This window comes from Mesorhizobium loti R88b (genome assembly GCF_013170845.1).
In the GTDB taxonomy this organism is placed as follows: domain Bacteria; phylum Pseudomonadota; class Alphaproteobacteria; order Rhizobiales; family Rhizobiaceae; genus Mesorhizobium; species Mesorhizobium loti_B.
Genome location: NZ_CP033367.1, coordinates 882323 through 905928, shown reverse-complemented (window position 1 = coordinate 905928; position 23606 = coordinate 882323). Strand labels below are relative to the sequence as shown.

20 protein-coding genes and 1 pseudogene are annotated in these 23606 nt (G+C 63.3%); 13 read left to right on the top strand and 8 right to left on the bottom strand.

The window, feature by feature from the left end; genetic code table 11:
- Positions 1–8 precede the first annotated feature (8 nt).
- On the top strand, positions 9–1490 hold the full coding sequence (locus EB235_RS04255) for a pyridoxal phosphate-dependent decarboxylase family protein (protein WP_027032193.1): 1482 nt from the start codon (positions 9–11) through the stop codon (positions 1488–1490).
- A 71-nt stretch (positions 1491–1561) separates the two neighbouring features.
- On the top strand, positions 1562–1918 hold the full coding sequence (locus EB235_RS04250; protein ID WP_027032194.1) for a hypothetical protein: 357 nt from the start codon (positions 1562–1564) through the stop codon (positions 1916–1918).
- A gap of 333 nt (positions 1919–2251) precedes the next feature.
- Here EB235_RS04250 and EB235_RS04245 read toward each other — a convergent pair whose 3' ends face one another.
- A complete protein-coding gene (locus tag EB235_RS04245; RefSeq protein WP_027032195.1) occupies positions 2252–3769 on the bottom strand; it encodes a winged helix-turn-helix domain-containing tetratricopeptide repeat protein in 1518 nt (505 codons plus the stop codon).
- Between the two features lie 205 nt (positions 3770–3974).
- Between EB235_RS04245 and EB235_RS04240 the strand changes: the two genes are divergently transcribed.
- The 5 genes from EB235_RS04240 to EB235_RS04220 all read left to right on the top strand — a co-directional run bounded on the left by EB235_RS04240 (position 3975) and on the right by EB235_RS04220 (position 10332).
- Positions 3975–4223 carry a DUF1127 domain-containing protein gene (locus EB235_RS04240; RefSeq protein ID WP_027032196.1) on the top strand — a complete coding sequence of 83 codons (249 nt, stop codon included), beginning with the start codon at positions 3975–3977 and terminating at the stop codon, positions 4221–4223.
- 129 nt (positions 4224–4352) lie between these two features.
- Positions 4353–4724 (top strand): hypothetical protein, encoded by a 372-nt coding sequence (locus EB235_RS04235; RefSeq protein WP_027032197.1) that lies wholly within the window; start codon positions 4353–4355, stop codon positions 4722–4724.
- Between the two features lie 110 nt (positions 4725–4834).
- Positions 4835–5461, top strand: coding sequence for a CDGSH iron-sulfur domain-containing protein (locus tag EB235_RS04230; RefSeq protein WP_027032198.1), 627 nt, complete (start codon positions 4835–4837; stop codon positions 5459–5461).
- Between the two features lie 302 nt (positions 5462–5763).
- Positions 5764–7806, top strand: coding sequence for a hydantoinase/oxoprolinase family protein (locus tag EB235_RS04225; RefSeq protein WP_027032199.1), 2043 nt, complete (start codon positions 5764–5766; stop codon positions 7804–7806).
- Positions 7807–8166: 360 nt separating this feature from the next.
- Positions 8167–10332, top strand: a complete 2166-nt coding sequence (locus EB235_RS04220) for a malate synthase G (protein WP_027032200.1) — start codon at positions 8167–8169, stop codon at positions 10330–10332.
- A gap of 33 nt (positions 10333–10365) precedes the next feature.
- Here the strand turns inward: EB235_RS04220 and efeO (EB235_RS04215) are convergent, their stop codons facing one another.
- From efeO (EB235_RS04215) to EB235_RS04195, 5 genes are all read right to left on the bottom strand, one after another.
- Positions 10366–11187: an iron uptake system protein EfeO gene (efeO, locus tag EB235_RS04215; protein WP_027032201.1), complete on the bottom strand. Its 822-nt coding sequence runs from the start codon at positions 11185–11187 to the stop codon at positions 10366–10368.
- Positions 11188–11223: 36 nt separating this feature from the next.
- Positions 11224–12522, bottom strand: coding sequence for an iron uptake transporter deferrochelatase/peroxidase subunit (gene efeB, locus EB235_RS04210; protein ID WP_027032202.1), 1299 nt, complete (start codon positions 12520–12522; stop codon positions 11224–11226).
- Positions 12519–13694 carry an iron uptake system protein EfeO gene (gene efeO / locus EB235_RS04205; RefSeq protein ID WP_027032203.1) on the bottom strand — a complete coding sequence of 392 codons (1176 nt, stop codon included), beginning with the start codon at positions 13692–13694 and terminating at the stop codon, positions 12519–12521. Before efeO (EB235_RS04205) ends, efeB begins: the two co-directional genes overlap by 4 nt.
- Entirely contained in the window at positions 13691–14530 is an 840-nt protein-coding gene (efeU, locus tag EB235_RS04200; protein ID WP_027032204.1) for an iron uptake transporter permease EfeU, read from the bottom strand. The genes efeO (EB235_RS04205) and efeU overlap by 4 nt, the downstream gene beginning before the upstream one ends.
- 235 nt (positions 14531–14765) lie before the next feature.
- Entirely contained in the window at positions 14766–15338 is a 573-nt protein-coding gene (locus EB235_RS04195) for a TetR/AcrR family transcriptional regulator (protein WP_027032205.1), read from the bottom strand.
- Positions 15339–15438: 100 nt separating this feature from the next.
- Here EB235_RS04195 and EB235_RS04190 point away from each other — a divergent pair, with 100 nt between their 5' ends.
- Positions 15439–15822, top strand: a complete 384-nt coding sequence (locus EB235_RS04190) for a DUF4267 domain-containing protein (RefSeq protein WP_027032206.1) — start codon at positions 15439–15441, stop codon at positions 15820–15822.
- A 45-nt stretch (positions 15823–15867) separates the two neighbouring features.
- Here the strand turns inward: EB235_RS04190 and EB235_RS04185 are convergent.
- Positions 15868–16770 (bottom strand): annotated as a pseudogene (locus EB235_RS04185) (YifB family Mg chelatase-like AAA ATPase); the annotation flags it as partial.
- 33 nt (positions 16771–16803) lie between these two features.
- Here EB235_RS04185 and EB235_RS04180 point away from each other — a divergent pair.
- Positions 16804–18369, top strand: a complete 1566-nt coding sequence (locus EB235_RS04180; RefSeq protein ID WP_051429735.1) for a recombinase family protein — start codon at positions 16804–16806, stop codon at positions 18367–18369.
- Positions 18370–18406: 37 nt separating this feature from the next.
- Here the strand turns inward: EB235_RS04180 and EB235_RS04175 are convergent, their stop codons facing one another.
- Complete coding sequence (locus EB235_RS04175) at positions 18407–19651, bottom strand: hypothetical protein (RefSeq protein WP_245268868.1); 1245 nt, start codon at positions 19649–19651, stop codon at positions 18407–18409.
- 278 nt (positions 19652–19929) lie between these two features.
- Between EB235_RS04175 and EB235_RS04170 the strand changes: the two genes are divergently transcribed.
- The 4 genes from EB235_RS04170 (at position 19930) to EB235_RS04155 (ending at position 23590) form a co-directional block, all read left to right on the top strand.
- Positions 19930–20598: a recombinase family protein gene (locus EB235_RS04170; protein WP_051429736.1), complete on the top strand. Its 669-nt coding sequence runs from the start codon at positions 19930–19932 to the stop codon at positions 20596–20598.
- Between the two features lie 395 nt (positions 20599–20993).
- Entirely contained in the window at positions 20994–21782 is a 789-nt protein-coding gene (locus EB235_RS04165) for a ParB/RepB/Spo0J family partition protein (RefSeq protein ID WP_027032210.1), read from the top strand.
- Positions 21783–21878: 96 nt separating this feature from the next.
- Positions 21879–22661, top strand: coding sequence for a hypothetical protein (locus tag EB235_RS04160; protein ID WP_027032211.1), 783 nt, complete (start codon positions 21879–21881; stop codon positions 22659–22661).
- Between the two features lie 464 nt (positions 22662–23125).
- Complete coding sequence (locus EB235_RS04155) at positions 23126–23590, top strand: hypothetical protein (protein WP_027032213.1); 465 nt, start codon at positions 23126–23128, stop codon at positions 23588–23590.
- Positions 23591–23606: the final 16 nt, after the last annotated feature.

Genomic DNA, 23606 nt, shown 5'->3' with positions numbered 1-23606 from the left:
AGGATGTCATGGATATCGCGCCGGAAAGCCTCGGCATGGTGGCCGAGGAAACGCTCGACCCTGCCGACTGGGCAGCGGTGCAGGCCCTGTCGCACCAGGTCATCGATGATGCCGTCGGTTATCTCAGCGATATCAGGAACCGCCCGGTCTGGCGGGAGATGCCGGCGGATGTGAGAGGGTCCTTCGCCGCACCCCTGCCGCGATCGCCGGCGCCGTTGGCCGCTGTCTACAGCGAGGTCGCGCGCACCGTGATGTCCTATCCAATGGGCAACATCCATCCACGCTTCTGGGCCTGGTATATGGGGTCGAGCAACTTCACCGGCGCGCTCGGCGATTTCCTGGCGGCGATCCAGGGCTCCAATCTCGGCGGCGGCAACCACGCCGCCGCGCTGATGGACAGCCAGGTGGTGAACTGGTGCAAGGAGATGCTGGGCTTTCCGGCCTCCGCCTCCGGCACGCTGGTCAGCGGCGGCTCGATGGCCAACATCATCGGGCTGACGGTGGCGCGCAACACCAAGGCGGGCATCGATGTGCGCGAGCACGGCGTGGCCGCGATCGAAAAGCCGCTGCGTTTCTATGGTTCGGACCAGATGCATTCCTGCCACCGCAAGGCCATGGAAGCGCTCGGCCTCGGCAATCGGGCGCTGCGCCGCATCCCGACCGATGCCGGTTTGCGCATCGACATTTCGGCCTTGCGGGCGGCGATATCGGAGGACCGTGCGGCCGGGCTCACACCGGCCTGCGTCATCGGCAATGCCGGCACGGTGAACACCGGCGCGATCGACGATTTGCAGGCGCTGGCCAAACTCGCGCATGAGGAAGACCTATGGTTCCATGTCGACGGCTGCATCGGCGCGCTGATCGCGATTGCGCCTGTGAACGCGCATCGCGTTGCCGGCATCGAATGGGCGGATTCGGTCGCACTCGATCCGCACAAATGGCTGCACGCTCCGTTCGAGGTCGGCTGTGCCCTGGTCAGGGATGCCGTCGCGCATCGCCGCACCTTCGCGGTGACGCCGGAATATCTGGAATCGACGCCGCGCGGCCTCGCGTCGGGCGAATGGCTGCACGATTACGGCCTGCAGACCTCGCGCGGCTTCCGCGCGCTCAAAGTCTGGATGGCGCTGAAGGAGCACGGCGTCGACAAGTTCGGCCGCCTGATCGACCAGAACATCGAGCAAGCGCACTATCTCGCCGGACTGATCGAGGCCGAGCCGTCGTTGGAGCTGGCGACGCCGCCGACCATCAACATCGTCTGCTTCCGCTACCAGCCCGAGCTCGCCGGGGAGCCGCTGAAGGCGCTCAACACCGAGATCATGCTGCGGCTGCAGGAACAGGGCATTGCCGCCCTCTCCGACACCACGGTGCATGGCGAACACTGGCTGCGCGTGGCGATCGCCAACCATCGCACAAGGCGCGACGACCTCGATCTTCTGGTGCAAGAAACGGTGCGGTTGGGACGGGAGATCTCTGGCCCCGCACCTTCGTAGACGAGTGAACCACACCTTCCTAGTTCCTGGCAGGCATGCGATTCTGCCGGGATGATTCGGGAGGGTTCGCGGTGACGCTGTTTCGCATGGCCGTGCTTGCGGCTTTGGTCTGCACCAGCTCGGCCGAGGCCGCCGACATGGCTTTCTTCGTCAAGAACCTGCGCAAGCAGGCGGTCGCCGTCGAACTGTTCAGCCGCGACCGCGAGACGGTCTGGCCGGGCAACGACCAGGTGTTCCTGATCGATCCGAATTCGCAGAAATCAGTGCCGCTGTCCTGCAATTCGGGAGAGCGCATCTGCTACGGTGCCTGGGTCAACGGCAATGACAGCATCTCCGCTGGTGTCGGGCCCGACAACGACCAGCCCTGCGACACCTGCTGCTTCATCTGCGTGGAGCACACGACCGAGACGATCGACCTGGTGCCGTGACGGGCGCCTCCTTAACCTAGCTACGGTATGCACACATTTCCAAGCAGTTGGCGCATGCGTTGTCTTATGCTGCGCTGGTCGACCCCCACTCCGTCTCGGCTTCGCCGAGCCACCTCTCCCCCGATCGACGGGGTAGAGGAAAGGCGCCAAAGTGCTTTGCCGTCAACGCTTTTCCAATGAGGCTCCCTTCCTTTCCCTCCGGAGGGGGGAAAGGTGGCGCTGCGAAGCAGCGACGGATTGGGGGAACCACGTGGCAATCAAGCCGAGCGCCGATCAGTTACGCCAATCACAGAGAGTGTGCATCCCGTAGCCGGTCCTACGCAGGAGGTCACGTCACTCCGGCAGGCCGGCCTTGCGGAAGCCATCGACGAAATGCTCGAGCGTCGCCGCATCGCGGAACGGTTCGGTCGTGGCCCAGTGGTGGATCGTGAAATGCGGGCTTCCGACGAGGAACAGCTCGACCTCGGCGCGCGCCTCGTCGAGCCGGCCAAGCTGGGCTAGGCTTGCCGCCAGGAAGCGGCGCGAGGTGGTGCGATAGGTCTCGTCCCGGTGCAGCGTCTCGATGGCGGCCTCGTAGTCGCGCGCCGCATATTGCGCCTGGCCGAGCGTCAGATAGTACCAGCTTGCCGGAAACGGGTTCAGCCGGAATGCCTTGCGGATGTGCTCAAGGCCCTCCTCGATCCGCCCGGCCAGGACCGTGATGTCCGAGAGTGACGCCCAGGTGTCGGCTTCGTTCGGATCGAGTTCGATCGCCTTGGCGAATTCCGCCTCCGCCTCGGTAAAGCCGCGCTCATAGGTGAGCAGATAGGCCAGGATCCAGCGGCAGCCGGCATCGTTGGGATCGATCGACACGGCTTTGCGCGCCATTTCCAGGGCAACGCTGCGATCCGCCTCGGTGGGGCCGCCCCAATGCACCCGCCCCATCCAGTGGTTCATGGCAAGCCATCGATAGGGCTCGGCGTAATCAGGATCGAGCGCGACCGCACGCGTCAGCATCAGATGCGCTTCCTGCGCCATCTGCGGCGAATCGTCGATCAGCTTGCGCGCCCGCACGCAGAGATCGTAGGCCTCGATACTTTTGGGCCGGTTGCGCGGCGGCGGCGCGCGCAGCCTGCCGAGCAACGCCTCCACGATCTTGGCCGTCACCTCGTCCTGAACGGCAAAGATATCGTCCAGGCTGCGATCGAAGCGTTCGGCCCACAGATGCTCGCCGCTCGTCGCGTCGACCAGCTGGGCGTTGATGCGCACACGGCCCGCGGCGCGCCGTGCGCTGCCCTCCAGCAGATAGCGCACACCAAGCTCGCCGGCGATCGTGCGCACATCTATTGCCTTGCCTTTGTAGGCAAAGGTCGAGTTGCGGGCGATGACGAACAGGCCGGAGATCCTCGACAGGTCGGTGATCAAATCTTCAGTCAACCCGTCGGCGAAGGCCTCCTGCTCGGGATTCCCGCTGAGATTGACGAAAGGCAGCACCGCGATCGATGGCTTGTCGGGCAGCGGCAAGGGTTTTCGCTTCGCGCCATCGAGCTGTTGGATAGTCCCGGTGAAGCGGTAGCCGACACGCGGAACCGTCGATATCCATTCGCCGCCGTCGGCAGGCGGACCAAGCAGTTTGCGCAGCTGCGCGATCTGGACAGTAAGGTTGCCTTCCTCGACGGCCGTGCCCGGCCACGCCGCATCCATCAGCTCGGCCTTCCCCAGGATTTCACCGGGGCGCGCGGCTAGCGCCGCGAGCAGCTTCAGGCCGCGATAGCCGACGGCAACGGGATCGTCGTTCCGGAGCAGCGTTCCCGCACCCGGATCAAGCACGAACGGACCAAAGGCAAAGCGCGATCCCTGCATGAGGCGCATCTATAGAGTAATTCCAGGAAAAGTGTGAGGCGGTTCTGCACCCGGAGTGACGTCAAAACAAAGAGTTAGAGCCAGTTTGGAACTTTTGAGAACTATTTGGCAGTCCTTAATTACGGCGCTGTCGGTATCCTGCAGAATTCAACCTCTTTCAGCTCGAGGGTCCCCAATTCGTAAAACTGGAGCCCCAAACCACATGGAGGTTGTCATGACCAATTGTCTTGCTTCGGCCCCGCGTCAGGTCGTGCGGCGGCGGATTCCCGTCGGGCAGGTCTCGCCCAGGCGCTATAGCCTTGCGGCCCTGCGAAACACCATCACCGCCTGGCGGCAGCGCACACGCTTTCGCTGGGACCTCAAGCGAATCTCGGAAGCCAATCCGCATCTGATCGACGATATCGGACTGACCAGGCGGCAGGTCGAAGAAGAAATCGCCAAGCTGCCCTTCTGGCAACGATAGGGTGAAAGTCTTGAGATCCAGCGGCCGATTAAATCAGGGATTTGCCGCCATCATCCCTTTAGCGCGCGCCCGCGTCATGGCATGATCCCTTCATCGGCCGTGGGGGCCGATTCTTCATCGGGGGTTTCCATGTCTTTCACGTCCGCGCGCCGGCTTGCCGCCGCGTTTTCGCTTGCCGTCCTGTTTGCGCCTGCCGCCCATGCCGGCGACGTCAGCTTCACCATCAAGAACAGCCATCCCAACGCCATGCGCCTTGAGCTCTACAGCCAGGACCGCGACTACGTCTGGCCCGGCAACGGCAAGGACTTCTACCTCGACGATGGCGAGACCAAATCGTTGCCGATCTCCTGCAACGAGGGTGAATCGATCTGCTATGGCGCCTGGGTCGATGGCGACGAGGGCACCTATTGGGGCGTCGGCCCCGGCAACAAGGAAAAATGCGAGGATTGCTGCTACACCTGCAGCGGCGGCGAGACCGAAGAGATCAATCTCGTCCCCTGACCGGTTTGCCAGCTTGACGGGTTTCCTGTTCGAGCCATAGCCTGCCCAAACACCCAAGGCACGCCGCGTCTGCGAAGACGCGACGTGCTCCAGGCAACAGGAGCACCGCGATGGCCGGCATGGTCGAAAGCGATGAGATCGATGTCGGGTTCTCCGGCAAGCGCTGCATCCATTCACGCAACTGCGTTCTCGGCGACCCGCATGTCTTCGTGCCCAATGCGCCGGGAGAATGGATCCATCCCGACGCGGCCAGCGTTGAGAAGGTCGTCGCACTGGCCGAAAATTGCCCTTCGGGCGCCATCACCTACATCAGGAAGGATGGCGGGCCGCAGGAACAGCCACCGGTGGTCAACACCGTGCGGTTGCGCGAAAACGGCCCGTTGGCCCTTCATGCCGAGATCGTGCTCAACGGCGAGACTTTTTATCGCGCCACGCTGTGCCGCTGCGGCGCTTCTGAAAACAAGCCGTTCTGCGACGGCAGCCACAGCAAGGCAGGCTTCACCGCCACCGGCGAAGCCGCGCTGAAGGACACGCCGGCACTTGATGCACGCAATGGCCCGCTCAATGTCACCCCGACGAAAAACGGCCCGCTCAAGCTCGAAGGCAATCTCGAAATCGTCACCGGCACCGGCCACACGATCGACCGCACCACGGTCGCCTTCCTCTGCCGCTGCGGCCACTCGGCCAACAAGCCGTTTTGCGATGGGTCGCACAAGCGGGTGGGGTTTGTGGGGTAGGCAATCGGAGAAGTTGGCGCGAGGCACCCCTCTCTGCCCTGCCGGGCATCTCCCCCTCAAGGGGGGAGATCAGATGCATCTCAGGTTTCGCCACTCGCCAACGCCGCAGGATCGGCGCCGGCGTCTACACAGCCAATCTCCCCCCTTGAGGGGGAGATGTCCGGCAGGACAGAGAGGGGGGCCTCGCACCGGCATCTCGGCAGAATCCTCCACCCCGCCCACCCTTTGGCCCATCTGTATCGCCTTTATCCGTCAGCCTGTATCGGCTAAGGGGCGTGGCAAGAGAATTCCCGGACCTTTCCATGACCGCCAAGACCAAGCCAAAACCCCTCTTCCTCGGCATCGACACCGGCGGCACCTATACCGATGCCGTGCTGTGGTCCGAGACCGAAGGCCCGCAGCAAGGGCCGAACAAGGGCAAGGTGCTGGCCAAGGCCAAGGCGCTGACCACCAGGCATGATCTTGCCGTCGGCATTTCCGGGGCCGTCGACGCGGTGCTCGAGAAAGCCGGCACCGATCCGGCAGCGATCAAACTGGTCTCGATGTCGACGACGCTTGCCACCAACGCGCTGGTCGAGGGCCAGGGCGGCCGGGTGGCGCTGGTCATGATCGGCTTCTCCGAAGCCGACCTCGCCCGCGACGGTTTGAAGACGGCGCTCGGCACCGATCCGGTGGTGTTTTGCCCTGGCGGCCACGATGTCCACGGCAATGCCGCCAAGCTCGATCTATCCGGGCTGGAGGCCGCCCTGCCGGAGCTCGGCGCCTCGGTGTCCGGCTTTGCCGTCTGCGCCTACTTCGCCACCCGCAACCCGGCGCACGAGATCGCCGCCCGCGAGCTGATCCGCGAAAAGACCGGCCTGCCGGTCACGGCAAGCCACGAACTGTCGGCCAAGCTCGGCGGCCCGCGCCGGGCGCTGACCACGCTGCTCAACGCCCGGCTGATCTCGATGATCGACCGGCTGGTGGCGGCAACCGAAGGGTTTTTGGAGCAGCGCAGCATCGCTGCGCCCTTGATGGTGGTGCGCGGCGATGGCGCGCTGGTCTCGGCGGCGTTTGCCCGCCAGCGGCCGATCGAGACGATCCTCTCCGGCCCGGCCGCCAGCCTGGTCGGCGCCCGCCACATGACCGGGCTCGACAATGCCGTGGTCTCCGACATTGGCGGCACCACCACCGACGTCGCCGTACTCGACAAGGGCCGTCCGCGGCTTGATCCCGAAGGCGCCACCGTCGGCGGTTTCCGCACCATGGTCGAGGCGGTCGCCATGCGCACCTTCGGCCTCGGCGGCGATTCCGAAGTGGCGCTGGAAGATGGCGCGCTCAACCCGAAAATCCTGCTTGGGCCGCGCCGCCTGGTGCCGCTGGCGCTGGCCGGCATGGCGCATGGCGAGGCCGTCAAATCGGAACTCGAACGCCAGTTGCGGGCGCCCAACCCCGGCCGCATGGATGGCCGCTTCGCGGTGCGCACCGGCGTACCGGACAGGCTCGCCGCCGGGCTGACCGCTCCCGAAGCGCGGCTCTACGAGGCGATCGGCGCGACCCCGCTTGCCCTCGACAGGTTGCTGACATCGAACGCCCAGAACGCCACCTTGAACCGGCTGGTCTCGCGCGGACTGGTGCATATCTCAGGCTTCACCCCGTCGGACGCGGCGCATGTGCTGGGCAAGCAGGCCAACTGGGATGCCGCCACCGCGCGCCTTGGCGCCGACCTGTTTGCCCGCAAGCGTGACGGCCGGGGCCAGCCCATTGCGGCCTCAGCGGAGGTGATCTCGGAGCGGGTGCTGGTGACGCTGACGCGCTGGTCGGCCGAGTACATCCTCGAAACCGCCTTCGCCGAGGACGGGCTCGATGGCGCGGCGACCGTGGCGCACGCGCTGGTGCAGCGCGCGGTGGATGCTCATCCCGGCATCGCGCGGCTGAGCGTCGCGCTCGACCGTCCGGTCATCGGCCTCGGCGCCTCTGCGCCTCTGCACTATGCCGGCCTGGCGCCGTTGGTCGGCAATGAGTGCGTCGTGCCTGAAGACACCGATGTCGCCAACGCGCTTGGTGCCGTCGTCGGCCAGGTCAGGGTCTCGGCCGAAGCGCGGGTCAGCCAGCCCAAGGAAGGGCTGTTCCGGCTTGCCTCGGGTGAGACGGTGCGCGATTTCCTTGACGAGGCCGCAGCCATCGCGGCCGCCGAGGCCGACGTCCGCGCCATCGTCGCCCAGCGCGCCCGGGATGCCGGCACCGACAGCGCCGAGATCGACGTGGCGACGGAGTTCAGGGTTTCCACCGTCGAGGCCCAGCGCATGTTCATCGAGGCGCATGTGGTAGCGGTGGCCTCGGGACGGCCAAGGATTGCGGTGTAGATTCAGGTGAGGCCGGCCTGCAAATGGCGGTGTCCTGCGCTTCCGGTGCTCACGTACCCAAAAGTACGCTCCGCTCCGGTTCTCGGACGCCACCATTTTCGACTCGGCCTGACCTGAATCCTGCGCCTTCGTCATCCTAGGGCGGAGCAGGAGCGAAGCGACGTCGCGGAGACCCTAGGATCCATGCCGTGACGTTGGACGTAGAATGCAACGGTTCAGGATGGCCCAAACAGCACCGAGGACGACAAACACTCGGTACTTCGGACGAGGTCAAAATGCCCACCTTCAACCTAAGCTGAATTGACCCTGCAACCCCAACATGCCAAACGCCCCGCAAAGCCTTTCATCTGGAGTAGCCTGATGACCGATCGCATCGAGATCGCCGGATTGCGGATTGCCCGCGAGCTGCATGATTTTGTGGCCAACGAGGCCTTGCCCGGCACCGGCATCGAAGCGGCGGACTTCTGGAACGGCTTCTCGGCCATCGTCCACGACCTCGCCCCGAAGAATCGGGCGCTGCTGGCGAAACGCGACGCCATGCAGGAAAAGCTCGATGGCTGGTATCGCGACAATGGCGCGCCCATCGACATGGAGGCTTACAGGGGCTTCCTGAAGGAGATCGGCTATCTCGTCCCCGAGGGGCCGGCCTTCAGTGTCTCGACCGAGAATGTCGACCCGGAAATCGCTGTGGTTGCCGGGCCGCAGCTGGTCGTGCCTGTCATGAACGCGCGCTATGCGCTCAACGCCGCCAACGCACGCTGGGGCTCGCTCTATGACGCGCTCTATGGCACCGATGCCATCCCCGAAACGGGCGGCGCGGAAAAGGGCAAGGGCTTCAACCCGGTGCGTGGCGCCAAGGTTGTCGCCTGGACGAAGAGCTTCCTCGACGAGGCCGCACCGCTGACATCAGGCAAATGGGCAGGGGTGAACGGCTTGTCGCTGGCGCAGGGCGCGTTGAAGCTCAGCGCCGGTGCCGGCTCGACGACACCCGCCGACCCCAGGCAGTTCGTCGGCTATCGCGGCGATGCCGCCAACCCCGACGCCGTGCTGCTCGTGAAAAACGGCCTGCATATCGAAATCCTGATCGACCGCGCCAACCAGATCGGCCGCACCGATCCGGCAGGCATTGCCGACGTCATCCTGGAATCGGCGCTGACCACCATTCAGGACTGCGAGGATTCGGTCGCGGCGGTGGATGCGCAGGACAAGGTCGTCGTCTACCGCAACTGGCTCGGCCTGATGAAGGGTGATCTGGCGGAAGAGATCAGCAAGGGCGGCAAGTCTTTTGTCCGCAAGCTCAACCCCGACCGCGCCTGGACCGCGCCGGCCGGTGGCACGCTCACCGTGCCCGGCCGCTCGCTGATGCTGGTGCGGAATGTCGGTCACCTGATGACCAATCCGGCGATCCTGGACCGTGACGGCAACGAGGTGCCGGAAGGCATCATGGACGCGGCGATGACGGCACTGATCGCGCTGCACGATGTCGGCGCGAAGGGGCGGCGGATGAACTCCCGCGCCGGCTCGATGTATGTTGTGAAGCCCAAGATGCACGGGCCGGAGGAAGTCGCCTTCGCCGTCGAGATCTTCGACCGGGTCGAGGCGCTGCTCAGCATGCCCAGGAATACCATCAAGATGGGCATCATGGATGAGGAGCGGCGCACCACCGTCAACCTCAAGGAGGCGATCCGCGCGGCAAGAGAGCGCGTGGTGTTCATCAACACCGGCTTCCTCGACCGCACCGGCGACGAGATTCACACCTCGATGGAAGCCGGCCCGATGATCCGCAAGGGCGACATGAAGCAGGCCGCCTGGATTTCCGCCTACGAGGCGTGGAATGTCGACACCGGGCTCGAATGCGGGCTGGCCGGTCATGCCCAGATCGGCAAGGGCATGTGGGCGATGCCGGATCTGATGGCGGCGATGCTGGAGCAGAAGATCGCCCATCCCAGGGCCGGCGCCAACACCGCCTGGGTGCCGTCGCCGACGGCGGCGACGCTGCATGCCACGCACTACCACAAGGTCGACGTCCATGCCGTACAGGCGGCGCTGAAGAGCCGGCCGAAGGCGAAGCTCGACGACATATTGTCGGTGCCGGTCGCCGTGCGGCCGAACTGGACGCCGGACGAGATCCAGCGCGAGCTCGACAACAACGCACAAGGCATTCTGGGCTATGTCGTGCGCTGGATTGACCAGGGCGTCGGCTGCTCCAAAGTGCCCGATATCAACGATGTCGGCCTGATGGAAGACCGCGCCACGCTGCGCATCTCCTCGCAACATATCGCCAACTGGCTGCGCCACAAAGTGTGCTCGGAAATCCAGGTGCGCGATTCCCTGCAGCGCATGGCGGCCATCGTCGACCGGCAGAATGTCGGCGATCCGCTCTACCGGCCGATGGCGCCGGATTTCGACAAGTCCATCGCCTTCCAGGCCGCTTGCGACCTGGTGTTCAAGGGCACCAGCCAGCCCAACGGCTACACCGAGCCGGTGCTGCACGCGCGGCGGCTGGAGCTGAAGGCGAAGGGCTGAGGCGCCGGCTGCGCGGCCTATTTGCGCAAAGTCTCAGTTCAGCCCCAGCGTACCCCTCAGCTTCGACAGATCCTCGGCCAGCGCCGTCACCGGGCCGGCAAGTGCCTTGCGGTCGGCGTCCGACAGCTTGTCATAGGTTTCGTAGCCATCCGCCGTCTTGTACTTGGCCAGGATGGCGTCGACGGTGGCGAAATTGTCGTCGACGGTCTTGATCAAGGTGGGGTTTTCCTTCTCGACCAGCGGATGCACCAAAGCGACGATCTTTTGCGCGCCGTCGATATTGGCCTGGAAGTCCCAGAGATCGGTGTGGCTGTAGCGGTCTTCCTCGCCCGATATCTTGCTGGAGGCCACTTCCTCGAGCAGGCCGGCGGCGCCGTCTATGGCTTTTTCCGGCGGCACGGTCAGGCCGGCAACGCGCTTCTGCAGGTCGAGCACATCGGCGTTGAGCTTGTCGGCGAGCGGGCCGAGGCCATCGGTCGTGTTCTGGCTGAACAGGCCGTATTCGATGCGGTGGAAGCCATAGAAATCCGCCGACTTCTCCTTCTGCTCATGGTCGTCGGCGCGCGAATCGATGGCGCCGTCGAGGTCCGAGAACAGTTCTGCGATCGGCTCGATCGTCTCATAGTTGACGCGAGCCGGCGCATAGAGCGCCTTGGCCTTGGCGAGGTCGCCCGCCTTGACCGCGTCTGTAAACGCCCTGGTGCTGGTCGCCAGCGTGTCGATCTTGCCCTGGACGTAGAGCTTGTAGTCGGCGATCGGCTGGACAAGATCGAGCGGCGAGACGGCGGCATGAGCCGGCGCAAAGCTGGTCAGCAGGGCGATGGCGGAGACGGCAAGCAGGCGATGGTTTCTCATGGATATCCTCTCATGCTGGAAAGCTGTGGTCGGGGTTCAGGCATGCGTCGAAGCGGCCATTTCGATGAGTGAGCGGCCGAGATAGTCCTGGTCGTCCTTCACGCCCGGCAGGGCGAAGAAATAGCCGCCACCGAAGGGCTTGATGTATTCCTCGAGCGCCTCGCCGCTGAGGCGGGTCTGGACGGCGACAAAACCCTGCTCGAGATCGGCCTGGTAGCAGATGAACAGCAGGCCCATATCCATCTGGTTGGATTTGCTGACGCCGTTTGAATAGTTGAAGGGCCGTCGCAGGATCAGGTGTTTTTGCGCTTCGGCGTCGCGCGGATTGGCGAGACGGATATGCGCGTCGAGCGGCGTCGTCTTGCCCTGGGGATCGTTGGCAAAATGAGGAACATCGGCCTCGCTTGTGCCGCCCTCCAGCGGTGTGCCGCTGGCCTTCTGGCGACCGATGATCGTCTGCTGTTCCTGCAGCGGCGTGCGGTCCCAGCGCTCGACGAAATTTCTGATAAGGCGCACCACCTGATAGGAACCGCCCGCTGTCCAGCCAGGCTCGCCGCCGCCCGGCTGCACCCAGACGATCCGCTTCATCAGCGCGGCATCGGTGGAATCCGGATTGGCTGAACCATCGCGGAAACCGAGGAAGTTGCGCGCGCTTTGCTTGGGCTTTCCCGGGTTCGGCGGCCGCACCGGCACCGAGCCTTCCTGCTTCCAGCGCAGGAGCAGTGTGTCCGGCGTGTTCTTCACGATATCGCGCAGCGCGTGGATGTTGGTGTCCGGCGTGTTCGAGGAGAATTGCAGCAACAAATCGCCATGGCAGAGCTCCTCCTGCAGGGCGTCGTTGGAAAACGACGCCATCCGGGTGAGATGTTTCGGCTTCAGCGCCTGCAGGCCGAATCGTTCGTCGAAGATCGACGCGCCGAGCGACGTGGTTATCGTCAGATTGTCTGATGTCACCACCGGGCCGAGAATGCCGGAATCGGGGGCGGGAAACTTTGGGTCGAGCGCGGGCGGCGTTCCGCCCGCCATCAGGAAGGCCGTGCGTTCGGTCAGCGTGTGCAGCAGCCTCTGCAGCCCGGCGCGGTTCTGGGCAAGCACGTCGAACGAGGCGACCAGGCCGGCGGCCGGCCGCGGCGTGACGATCCCCGGCTGGTGCTCGCCATGGAAAGGTTGCACCTGGTCGAGCGTGTCGCTCTCCGGCGCATTGGTGACGCTGCCGGCATTGGCCACCACCGCAGCCTGAGGAGCAAGCGCCCCGGCGACCGCACCGATCAGCACCGAGCGGCGCGAGGGTGAGAAGGCCGCATTCGGGTCGAAAGGTTTTTCCCTGGCGGTCATTGGCTGAGGTCCATGGTTTCACGCAGTCGGGACAAATCGCCGGCGAGCACGGTTACAGCTTTGCCAAGCTCGGTCTTGGCGGAATCGGAGAGCGCGTCGGAGGCCTCGGCGCGGCGCATCGCGATCATGTCCCCCAGCACGGCAAAATCCTTGTCGAGCGATGCGACGATGTCGGGCGCGGTCTTGGCTGCTACCGGCCGCAACAGGTCGAATACCCGGTGAACGCCCGTCACCGCCGCCTCGAAGGAGGTGAGGTCGCCATGCGCGTAGGGGCTGTCGCCGAAATCGGGACCTGGCGCGGCAAGCCGTTCCAGTATCGCAACCGATCCGCTGACCATGCTCTCTGGCATGATGCGCAGATCGTGTATGCGCGTCTTGAGCAGTGCCGCGTCGCTCACCAGCCTGTCGGCGACGGGAGCGAGGCTGTCGGTGCTGCCCTGGCTGAACAGCCCGTATTCGAGACGATGCAGGCCACCGAAAGCCGGATCGGCCTCGCGCTGGCCGAACGCCTCGGCGCGCCCGTCGATCGCCGCATCGAGGTCCGAAAACAGCGGCGACACCGGCGCCAGATGCGCGTAGGCGGTCTCGGCCGGCGGATACAGCGCTTTTGCCGCCGCCAGATCGCCCGATTTCACCGCGCCGGCGAAGGCGTCGGCCGCCTGCAGGAAGGCATCGCTCTCGGTCGCCAGAAACACCTTGTATTCTGCGAGCGCGCCGATGAAGGCGGCGAGATCGGGTTTTTGCACCGCGCCGGCTTTGGCGGCTGGCAGCACATGCAGCCGGCCGCGCGGGTTCGAGAGCAGGCCGCAAGTGATGGCGTAGTCGCCCGGCTCGAGCCGTGTGGCCAAAGTCTGGGTGAAACCTGGCGCGATGTTCTCGCGCTCTTCCAGCACCATCACGCCGTCGAGGATCTCCCATTCGACGGCGCGGTCGGAGCGGTTTTCGATCTGGAAGACATGCCGCCCGGCGGCAACAGTCAGTTCATTGGGTTCGCAGGATGTGCCGGTGATTGCCACGGACGTCGCGGATGCCGTCTCGTGGCGGCCTTTTTGGGCGACGCGCGTCGCATAGGTGAAGGCGGCCGCTGCTGCGACCAGCAGAACGAGGGAAAGCGCCAGGCCGATGCGGACCGCCATGCGCGGCAGCGCGGGGGATTGCGGCGTCGCGCTCATGTCGCTGGCCGCCCTTGCTTGGAAACCGCCTGCAGGACCGGCCGGTCGGCCAGGAAGAGCCACAGCGACGGCGCGAGGAAACCGACATAGACGACAATCTCGCTAACGGTAGGCGCGTCGATATAGCCGAAAATGCCTGACAGCACCGAACCCAGCGGACTGTCCATCGGCAGCATGGCGCTGATGTCGAACACGACTTGCTGCAGGTGGTTCCACAGGCCGGCTTCATGCAGCGCATTGACCGAATTGGCGAGCAGGCCGGCAGCGACGATCAGGATGAAGGCGCCGGTCCAGCGGAAGAAGCGCCTGAAGTTCAGCCGCACGCTGCCGGCATAGATGCCGTAACCGACCACACCCGCCAGCAGCACGCCGACAAGCGCTGCCAGCGGTGCAAAACTGTTTTCCTGTTGGAAGGCGGCGAGCAGGAAGAACACCGACTCGACACCTTCACGCGCCACAGCCAGGAACACCATGGCGATCAGGCCGAAGCCTTTGTGCGAAGGCGTCTCGAAGGCGGCGTCGATCGAATTGTGCAGCTCCGCCTTGATCGAACGCGCCGCCTTGCGCATCCAGAACACCATCGAGGTCAGCACGCAGACGGCGACGAGGCCGATGATGGCCTCGAACAGCTCCTGCGCCTTCTGCGGGAACTCGACACTGGCAAACTGCAGGATGGCGCCGACACTGAGCGAGAAGGCGAGCGCCAGGAAAATACCGATCCACACCACCGGCATCCAGGCGCCGCGGCCGGTACGCTTGAGATAGCTGGCGATGATGCCGACGATGAGCGCGGCCTCGACGCCCTCGCGGAACATGATCAGGAACGGTACCAGCATTGTCTGTCCAGCCGCTCCGACGAGGAGGCGTTTTTGAAGGCTGCACCTGCCTGAAGCAGCGGCCCTTCAGGAGGGGGCCAAAAACTTGTGCAGAGCAGTCAGCTTTTATTCTCGACCGCTCGCGCCGCACAAGGGTGGCACGATCACATCAATGAGATGTCGGCGTGATCGCGGTGGACGGCGGCGTCATGAACTCGAATCGGCCTCGTCCCGGCCAAAGCGCGTCAAGACGGTCTCACTGAACGCTGCTGAACTTCTGGACCAGAATTTTCAATCGATCCTCCGCGCCGAAAGCAGGGATGCGTCCTGATTGCTCGAGGACCACCAGTCCATGCAATGCGCTCCACAGCACTTCGGCCAAGAATACCGAGTCTTGCCGATCGGCGCCTAGTGCGTTGACAAAGGCGGCGAAGGCGGCACGCAGAGCCGGCGGCGTTTCCTCGCTGGCGAATTTGATCTTTGTCGGCAAGACGAACATCGCCTCATAAACGACCGGCCGCGAACGGGCAAAATCAAGATAAGCGGCACAGACATTGCGCAAGACGTCCGGAGCGCCAGCACCGCTCCCCGCTTCCTTTGTCAATCGCGTCGCAAGGTCCTCGAATCCTCTGGTGGCCACTGCGGCCATGATGTCGGCCTTGCCCTTGAAGTGGCTGTAGAGAACCGGCTGGCTGTAGTTGATCAGGTCCGCGAGACGTCGGGTGGTGACGGCGTCCCAGCCCTCGGCCTCGGCGAGTTCGCGGGCCGCGGACAGAATGAGTTCATAGCGCTCCGCGCGCTGGCGCTCTTTGCGTTCGGCGATTGACATCCAGAAATCCTACCGACGCACCATTTTCTGTCAACGCTAGATTTCTGTTGACGTGGAATTCTAGCAGCGCTAGAATTATTGCATATGATAGGAGTGACGCATGCTACAAACTGGATATGTGCTTTCCGGCCTGATCGCGGCCGCTATTATGGTCCTCGGCGCACGCTTTTGGTGGGCTCCTGACGCCGCTTCAGCGGGCTTCGGCATTGCCGGTTCACCCCCGTCCTCGACCGGATTTGCCGCGTGGCTGTCCGTGAAGGGCACGCGCGATATCGCGTCTGGCCTCTTTGTCATCCTGCTCATGGTCAATGGGCCGCCGCGCCTGCTCGGCGAATTCATGCTCATCGCGAGCCTCATCGCGTTTGGCGACATGGTGACAGTCCTCCGTTCGCGGGGAAACCGCGCCCTCGCCTTCGGCATGCATGGCCTTACAGGGCTGGTCATCGTCGCAACTGGCGCATGCCTCATCCTGGGCGCCAGGTAAAAACGATCTGAACACTGCAGCTTGAAGACCTGAAGGCAGTGGCGTTTATGCCGCCTGCGCCACGCGCTCCGAACTCATGCGATAGGAAATCGCTTCGGCCAGATGAATGCGGCCGACGGTTTCGCTGGCGTCGAGATCGGCGAGCGTGCGCGCCACTTTCAGCACGCGGTGGTAGGCCCGGGCCGAAAAGGCGAGCTTTTCGCTGGCGTCCTTGAGCAGTGACAGGCCAGCGGCGTCGGGCATGGCGATGACTTCGATGACCGACGGTGCGCAATGCGCGTTGGTGGTGGCGCTGGTCACACCGAGCCGCTCGAAACGCTCGCGCTGGAGGGTGCGGGCGCGGGCCACACGGAGCGCCACGTCAGCGCTTTTCTCCGCCCGGTCGGGCCGGATCAGGTCGCTGGCCGACACCGCCGGCACTTCGATCCTGAGATCAATGCGGTCGAGCAACGGACCGGAGATGCGTGCCTGATAGTCGGTGCGGCAACGATCGCCGCGCAGGCAGCGATAGCCCGGCTCGCCGGCCATGCCGCAGCGGCACGGGTTCATCGCCGCGACCAGCTGGATGCGCGCCGGATAGGTGACGCGATGGTTGGCGCGCGCGATCATGCAGTCGCCGGTCTCCAGCGGCTGGCGCAATGCATCGAGCGTCTGTGGCGTGAATTCGGGAAACTCGTCGAGGAACAGCACGCCGTGATGCGCCAGCGAGACCTCGCCCGGCCGTGCGCGCAACCCGCCGCCGACCATCGCCGCCATCGAGGCCGAATGGTGCGGGGCGCGGAACGGCCGCCGGTCGGTCAGCTTGCCTTCGCCGAGCTCGCCCGCCACCGAGGCGATCATCGAGACCTCGAGCAATTCCTTCGGCGCCAGCGGCGGCAGGATCGACGGCAGCCGCTGCGCCAGCATCGATTTTCCCGAGCCAGGCGGGCCGATCATCAGCATGTTATGGACATAGGACCCTCACCCCTGTAAGGCCCAGCTATGACGAAACATACCCCACGCGCCACTCTCACCAATCGACCTAAGGCGTACTCCTACGTCCGGTTCTCGACACCAGAGCAGGAGCGTGGCGACAGCCTGAGGCGACAGACTGAAGGGGCGGCACGATACGCCGCGCTACACGGGCTCGACCTCGATGACAAGCTGACGTTCCGAGACCTTGGCGTGTCTGCCTTCAAGGGCGCGAATGAGGAGACGGGGCGGCTTGGTGAGTTCCTTGCTGCCGTAGAGTTTCAGGACATCAAGGCAGGGAGCTACCTCCTCGTCGAAAGCCTTGACCGACTGAGCCGTCAGAAGCCGCGCAAGGCCGTCAAGGTGCTGGAGCGGATATGCGAGGCGGGTATCACCGTGGTCACGCTCGATGACGGACGGGTGTACACCGAGGAAGTTCTGGACGATGACCCAACGGCGCTAATGGTGGCCCTTCTGGTGGCAGCCAGGGCGAACGAGGAGAGCGCCAAGAAGGGCCGGCGCGTCGGGGAAGCGTGGGCCAACAAGCGACGCAACGCGGCCATCAAGCCGCTGTCCGCGCTCTGCCCCGGTTGGTTGCGTCTCAGGGAGGACAAGAAGGGGTTCGACTTGATACCGGAGCGGGCTGACATCGTGCGGCGGGTGTTTGCCATGACGCTAGCAGGCAGGGGCCAACACTCCATTGCCGAGGCCTTCAACAAGGAAGCCGTTCCGGTGTTTGGTACGGGCAGTCACTGGCACCGCAGCTACATCAAGAAGATGCTGGCCGACGCCTCGACCATAGGCGCATTCACACCCCACCGCGTCGAGACCGTGGGAGGCAAGAAACGGCGCATTCCAACGGAGACCGTGGAAGGGTATTTCCCGCCCGTCATCGACCGCGAGGTGTTCGACCGGGTGAGCGCCCTATCCAGCGGCAGGGCCGTCAAGGAGACCAGCGGTGGCGGCATGATGAACATCCTCGCCGGTCTTGCTAAGTGCCCGAAGTGCGAAGCGACCATGACGCGCGTGAACAAGGGGGGCAAGAAGGGTGGCAAGCCGTACTTGGTCTGCACTACGGCCAAGGCCGGAGCCGGCTGCGAGTATCGTCAGGTTCGCATTGGCGACGTTGAAGAGGCGATCATTAAGAACGCAGAATGGCTGAACGCATCACTGCCGTCCACGGACGGAGCACTGCAGATGGAGCTGGAGGGGGCGAACAATCTGGACATGGCGGTGAGTGACGAGATTGAGAACGTAGTCGCGGCCATTGGCCAGACGGGGCACTCGCCCGCATTGCTCGACCGCCTCAGGCAGAACGAGGCTACAAGGGAGGATATCCGGCGCTCCATCACGGACTTAGAGCGGCGCATTGCTGACACCCTAACAAACCGCGTTCAGGTCACTGCCGGGCAGCTAGTCGACCATGCCGAGGCCGAGGAGCCGCGAGACGTGGCGCTCATCAACGCGACCCTGAGGCAACTCTTCACCAAGGTCGAGGTTGACTGGCCGAACGGGCGTCTTTGGTTTCACTGGAAACACGCGCCGGGGGAGGCGACCGGGATCATGTATGCGTGGCCGAAAGAGGAGGACGCCTGATAACCTAGTGGAGCCACCACAGGCAGATCAGCGACACTCAGGTTGTTGGCTTGGCATCACCGTTGATTGAGACACGGAAACTCGGGAAGTAAACGGAGATCGGAGTGTCGACTTCCCTATCAGCAGCCAACGCGCTCCGTACTTGGTTGCCTATCTCCGAACGGTAAGTCTCGATCTTCGGTACGAGGGAGTAGATGTCCGTATTGTCAATCGGGATGGTTCGCATTTGATGAACATCGAACGGTATGCGGTCGCTTGAACGTATGATTTGAACAATCGGCAGGCGCGCCGCATGGCGGAGTGCCAATTCATAGAAGACGTTGGGATTGTGAAACGACAGGTCCGCCACCACGAGGCGGGACCGGAGTAGGTATTCGATGATCTGCCGCGTGATCATCCCTGGCTTCTCAATGGCGTCGGCGCGCACCACCTTCAGTCCGAATGGTTGCAGAGCAGGCTCCACGAATGTGCTGAGAAACAAGTCTGAGTGTCGGCGCTGCTCAGACCCCGCCTCGCCGATGGGGGTAACGTAGAAGCATGTTGTGTCAAACTCGGCATGTTCTTGCGTTACAAGGCTCCGTTGTTCGGCTGGTGCCGCATAGGGCAGTGCGGACATGGTGGTCGCTGGAAGCTCATCCAACATGTGATCGACTGCCACGATACGATCTGCACCAGACAGTGTCTGTAGCAGGCCGACAAACCGCAGATTGACTACGAGGGTGTCGACCCCTTCTTCGGCAGCATCTGCCGCGACGCCAGCCTCTTTGAGAGCATCGATTAGCACCGCGCGAGCCGGAAGCCTCGCATTCACGAAGCGTTCGTAGACGGCGCGGAATGGCTCGATGTCCTGAATAGCCAGTTTGGCCCACGCCCTCCGCCGTTCGCGCTCCGGAACTTGTTCGTCGACAGCCTTCAGTCCGTCACTAGTTAATTCCAAATGCTCAGAAGCATAGCTGCCTTTTGTGAGGCCATAGCGGTTCGAGTTGGTGATGAGCATACGGCTCGTCCCACTATCGGGAGCCTTTCCAAGATCATTAAACAACGTAAGTCGCCGAACGGGCTGACCGCTTCCTACTCGGTGCAAATCTCGGGCAAATGCGATGGCTTCTTCAAAAGAAGATGCTGGGAACGGGCGCTGTGTGCGCGACCTCTTTGGTTCCGGCTTGACCGGCACTTCTATTTCTGTCTTGCGAGTTTGACGTAGTCGTTTGGTCGCCGGCTTCCTAGTGACTTCGGCAGTGGGGGTAGAGACACTTTCGTCCCCGACTTCGTCGATACTCATGCGATATTTCCCCTCTAATTACACAGTAAAGTAGGCTGCCAGTGCTGTTGCGTCAAACCCATCTCTTAAGCCGGGAATGTTTGGTGGAAAAATGCGCGCGGGTGATTGGATAAACAGGCACGCGCGCCGACCCCCGTACCCCCTTCTGTTTCACCACACAGGCCCCAAGCGAGGACGCTGGGTGGCGCGGTTGCCGTTGACAGTGTACCTAATTCTCAAGTACAAGGTACACAAAGAGAGCCTAATGGCTTGCGATGCATAGGAGAGGACCTAAGAGAATGACCACGGCAGTTGCTTACCTTCGGACCTCCAGCCGGACGAATGTCGACGGTGACAGCGCGCCGAGGCAGCTACAAGCTATCGAGGACTATGCCAAGCGCAACGGGCTGAAGGTGGTGGACAGGTTCCACGATGCGGCTGTGAGCGGAGCTGACCCGATTGACACGCGCCCCGGCTTCCAAGACCTCCTTGAGTATATGGCCGGTAATGGCGCGCGGGTGATCCTAATCGAGAACGCCAGTCGGTTCGCGCGGGACCTCGCCGTCCAGATAGCAGGCCACAAGCTCCTGCAAGGTCTCGGCTATGAACTGATCCCGGTCGATGCGCCGGACAGTTTCACCAATGACACGCCGACCGCTGGCATGGTGCGACAGATACTCGGGGCCGTGGCTGAGTTTGAGAAGGCTCAGCTTGTGGCGAAGCTACGAGGTGCCCGTGACAGAGCTTCTAAGGCTGCGGGAAGGCGCGTCGAGGGCAACCACGGCTACCGCGTGGACAAGCCAGACCTGATCAAGGAAGCCAAGCGCCTAGCCCGCAAGAGCCCTAAGACGGGCAAGGCGAGGAGCCTCCGCGAGATTGCTGGGGAGCTTGCGAAGATCGGTTATACGACGGCGACCGGACAACCGTTCTCAGCGTCTCAGGTGCAGCGGTTGATTGATGCCGTCTGAATAAGGCCTCCACTAGCTGTGACGGTCGAACATTAGAAGTCGCTGAATAAGTGTCCCACTAGCACCGACGAACCATTCCCATGCGGGCTGCTCCACTTTTGGAACGCACGTTGCAATTCTCTCCCAGCCGGGACCCACCAGCTGTGAGGGCGAAACGTTGGTGGCCGCTCACAATGCCTTCCACTAGCACTACGCAGCGCATTTCACCCAGATCGATCATCCCATTGAGCCCTGACAGGCATCTCCGTTGCTCCTTCCGGGGCGCTTGAAGGTGTCTCCGGGGTGGTCGGTCTTGGTGAGGTGTGGGCCTACGAATGTTCAGACGCTTGTCTGGCTATCCATGCATTTCCCGGTGGACAGGTCGCCGGAGACCATTTCAAACACAAGGAGAGAGAATGAGCGCTGGAGATCACCTCCGGGATTTAATGAGCCAGTTCACAGGGCCAGCCCAAGGCCCATCTGAATTGCGCATTGATAACATCGAGACCGTGCCCGAACTGTTCCAGCCGAGAGGCGGGATCAGCGAGCGGCATGTGTCGGACCTGATCAAGGCGATCAAGGCGGTTGGAGCCCTCGACCCGGTAACCGTCATGGTGGTCGGGAACAGGACTATTCTGATCGACGGACATCACCGGTTCGAGGCATACGGGGCTGCTAGGTGGTCCACTCCGGTGCCCGTGAGATACTTCGAGGGGACGCCTGAAGAGGCCGTTCTGGTAGCCGGGGAGGTCAACTCCAAGGCCAAGTTGCCGATGGACAATACCGACCGGCAGAACTTCGCGTGGCGGCTGGTGCTGATCGACCGACATAGCATCGCGCGGGTGGCTAGAGCGTCCGGCATCTCGGCGGCGCAGGTGACCATCATGCGCCGGGCTAAGAGGACCTTAGGGCAACAGGCGGGAGACCATGTGTCATGGTTCCGGGCTCGCCTTGCGGCCAACGGGAAGGATCATGAGGCCAACGGAGAAGACGAGCGGGAGCAATGGATGCAACAGGTCGCTGACAGATACGCCGATGAGTTGACCAAGAAGTTCTCGACCAAGCTGGCACTGAACCCCGAGGTCGCTGCCATGGCGCTGGCGAGCTACTTCGGGCGGAAACTGCCGGAGGTCTACGGGTTCCTTCGGGAGCATCTAGGCGAGGACGATAGAAGGGCCATTGAGGCCGACAACGACGAGTTCTGACGCCCCCACATCCCTAATCACTACGCTCCCTACTTTAGGGAGGCAGAGCGTTCCAGACCGGGGCGCTCTTTCCACATCAAGGCAGGAAAGGAGACGATGACACCAGATGAGAAAGCGTTGGTCACGCTGCGGTCGCCCAGATGGGACCCGAACGACCACATAGACCGATACGTCACCCATGAGGCCATCACGGCGTTCATGGCGAAATACCTCGACCAGCACCCCGATGGGACACCATTGTACCAGAAGGCCAGCCCGGCTGACCCGTGGCAGGGGCCAAGGAATGCAGCCGGCGACCAGACCTACCTCCCGTCGCTATGGGTCATCCTTGACACAGTGGCCGATCCCCGCGAACTGACTACAGTTCTGGTGGTGTATCTGGTTATGACCTCGACCGAGGCCGAGAGCTTCACCCAGGCCGACTGGAACGCCATGGTCGAGGGCAAGATTGCTGCGGCCAAGGTTCGCCAGGACGAGGACAGGCGCAGCAAGCGGCACAAGCTGGACCACGACGACAGGGCCGAGCGAGGAGGCCGGGAACGGCTGAAGCTCGACCACCTACCGGGCCAGCGGGTGATCCCCGACGAGGCCCTCTCACAGCGCGCCAAGATGCGCCGAACGAAATCACTGAAAGCAGCACAGGAGCGAAGGAAATCGAGACGAATGATAGCGCAGGGCATCGTGGTACAGCCGAGCAAGGATGAGTGGCGAGCGATGAACCCTGAACAAGTCAAGCAATACCACCAGACCATCGACCGGCTGGTTACGATAGGCACCCTCGATCCGTTCGCGGTGGACGAGATCGAGAACCCCGAGGGCTCGCCGATTGCGTATCTCTACCGCATGGGTCGGATGACCGCCAAGGGTGACCGGGCATGACGTTCGATGACATCAGGCGGCGTGACTGGGCTGCGACCTATCCCACGCGAGAGGCAGCCATTGCCTTAGTCGAATGGAGCAAGGCCGATGACTGGGAGACGATCTCGCAGCTAGACCGAAGACTGCCGGGGATCGGCATCGAATGGACCCAGAGCTTCAACACGGCTGCTGAACGATGCTTTGAAGTCTACGGCTATCCCGAGCTTGAGGCTGTGGCAGTCGCACGGCGTATTGCCGAGATGTCTATGAGACCCACAGCGCCGCGTGGAAGGGTCGCCGGAGTCAGCGATGGTCTTACCGGAGCAACTACCCCAAGCGGCCTTAGCGCGCGTCCTGAAGCCCCACAAACAATGACCTTTGGGTTCACACCACGGCGCTGACTAAGCCACCACCAAGACCGACATACCGCACCCGAAGCAATGACGCGCCGGGGCGATCCATCACGACCAGAAGGAACGAACACCATGAACGATTTCAGCAAGGCCTCCGGGCTCCAGATCAACAGCAACCAGATCGACATTCGCGGGCGGGAAGCACGGGACCGACAGGGCCTTGAAGACCGCGTGGACCAGATGCGGCGCGACCATGAGCAGGCAGAGAAGGACCGCAAGGAAGCCGACTTTCAAGAGCAGATCGCAGCCCAGACGGAGGCAGGCCTTCGGGCAAATCAACAGCTTCAGGCTAAGCGTATGGGCATTAACACTGGACAGGCGCTGAACGAAGGCCAGAGGGCTCAGATAGCAGCAGCGAAGCCCATGAATGGCTCGGCACCGCAGGTTCTTGTCGATCAGCTTGCGGTGACCGTTGGTGGCATCCAGTTGGGACCCCAGCAGGCCAAGGACATGGCGGCACGTGGGGAGATCAGCCAAGGCGATTACGTCGCGGCTGTGAACGCGGCTCTGGTCCCCTACGGCTATTCTTTCAGGTAACCACGGGGGCCGAGAG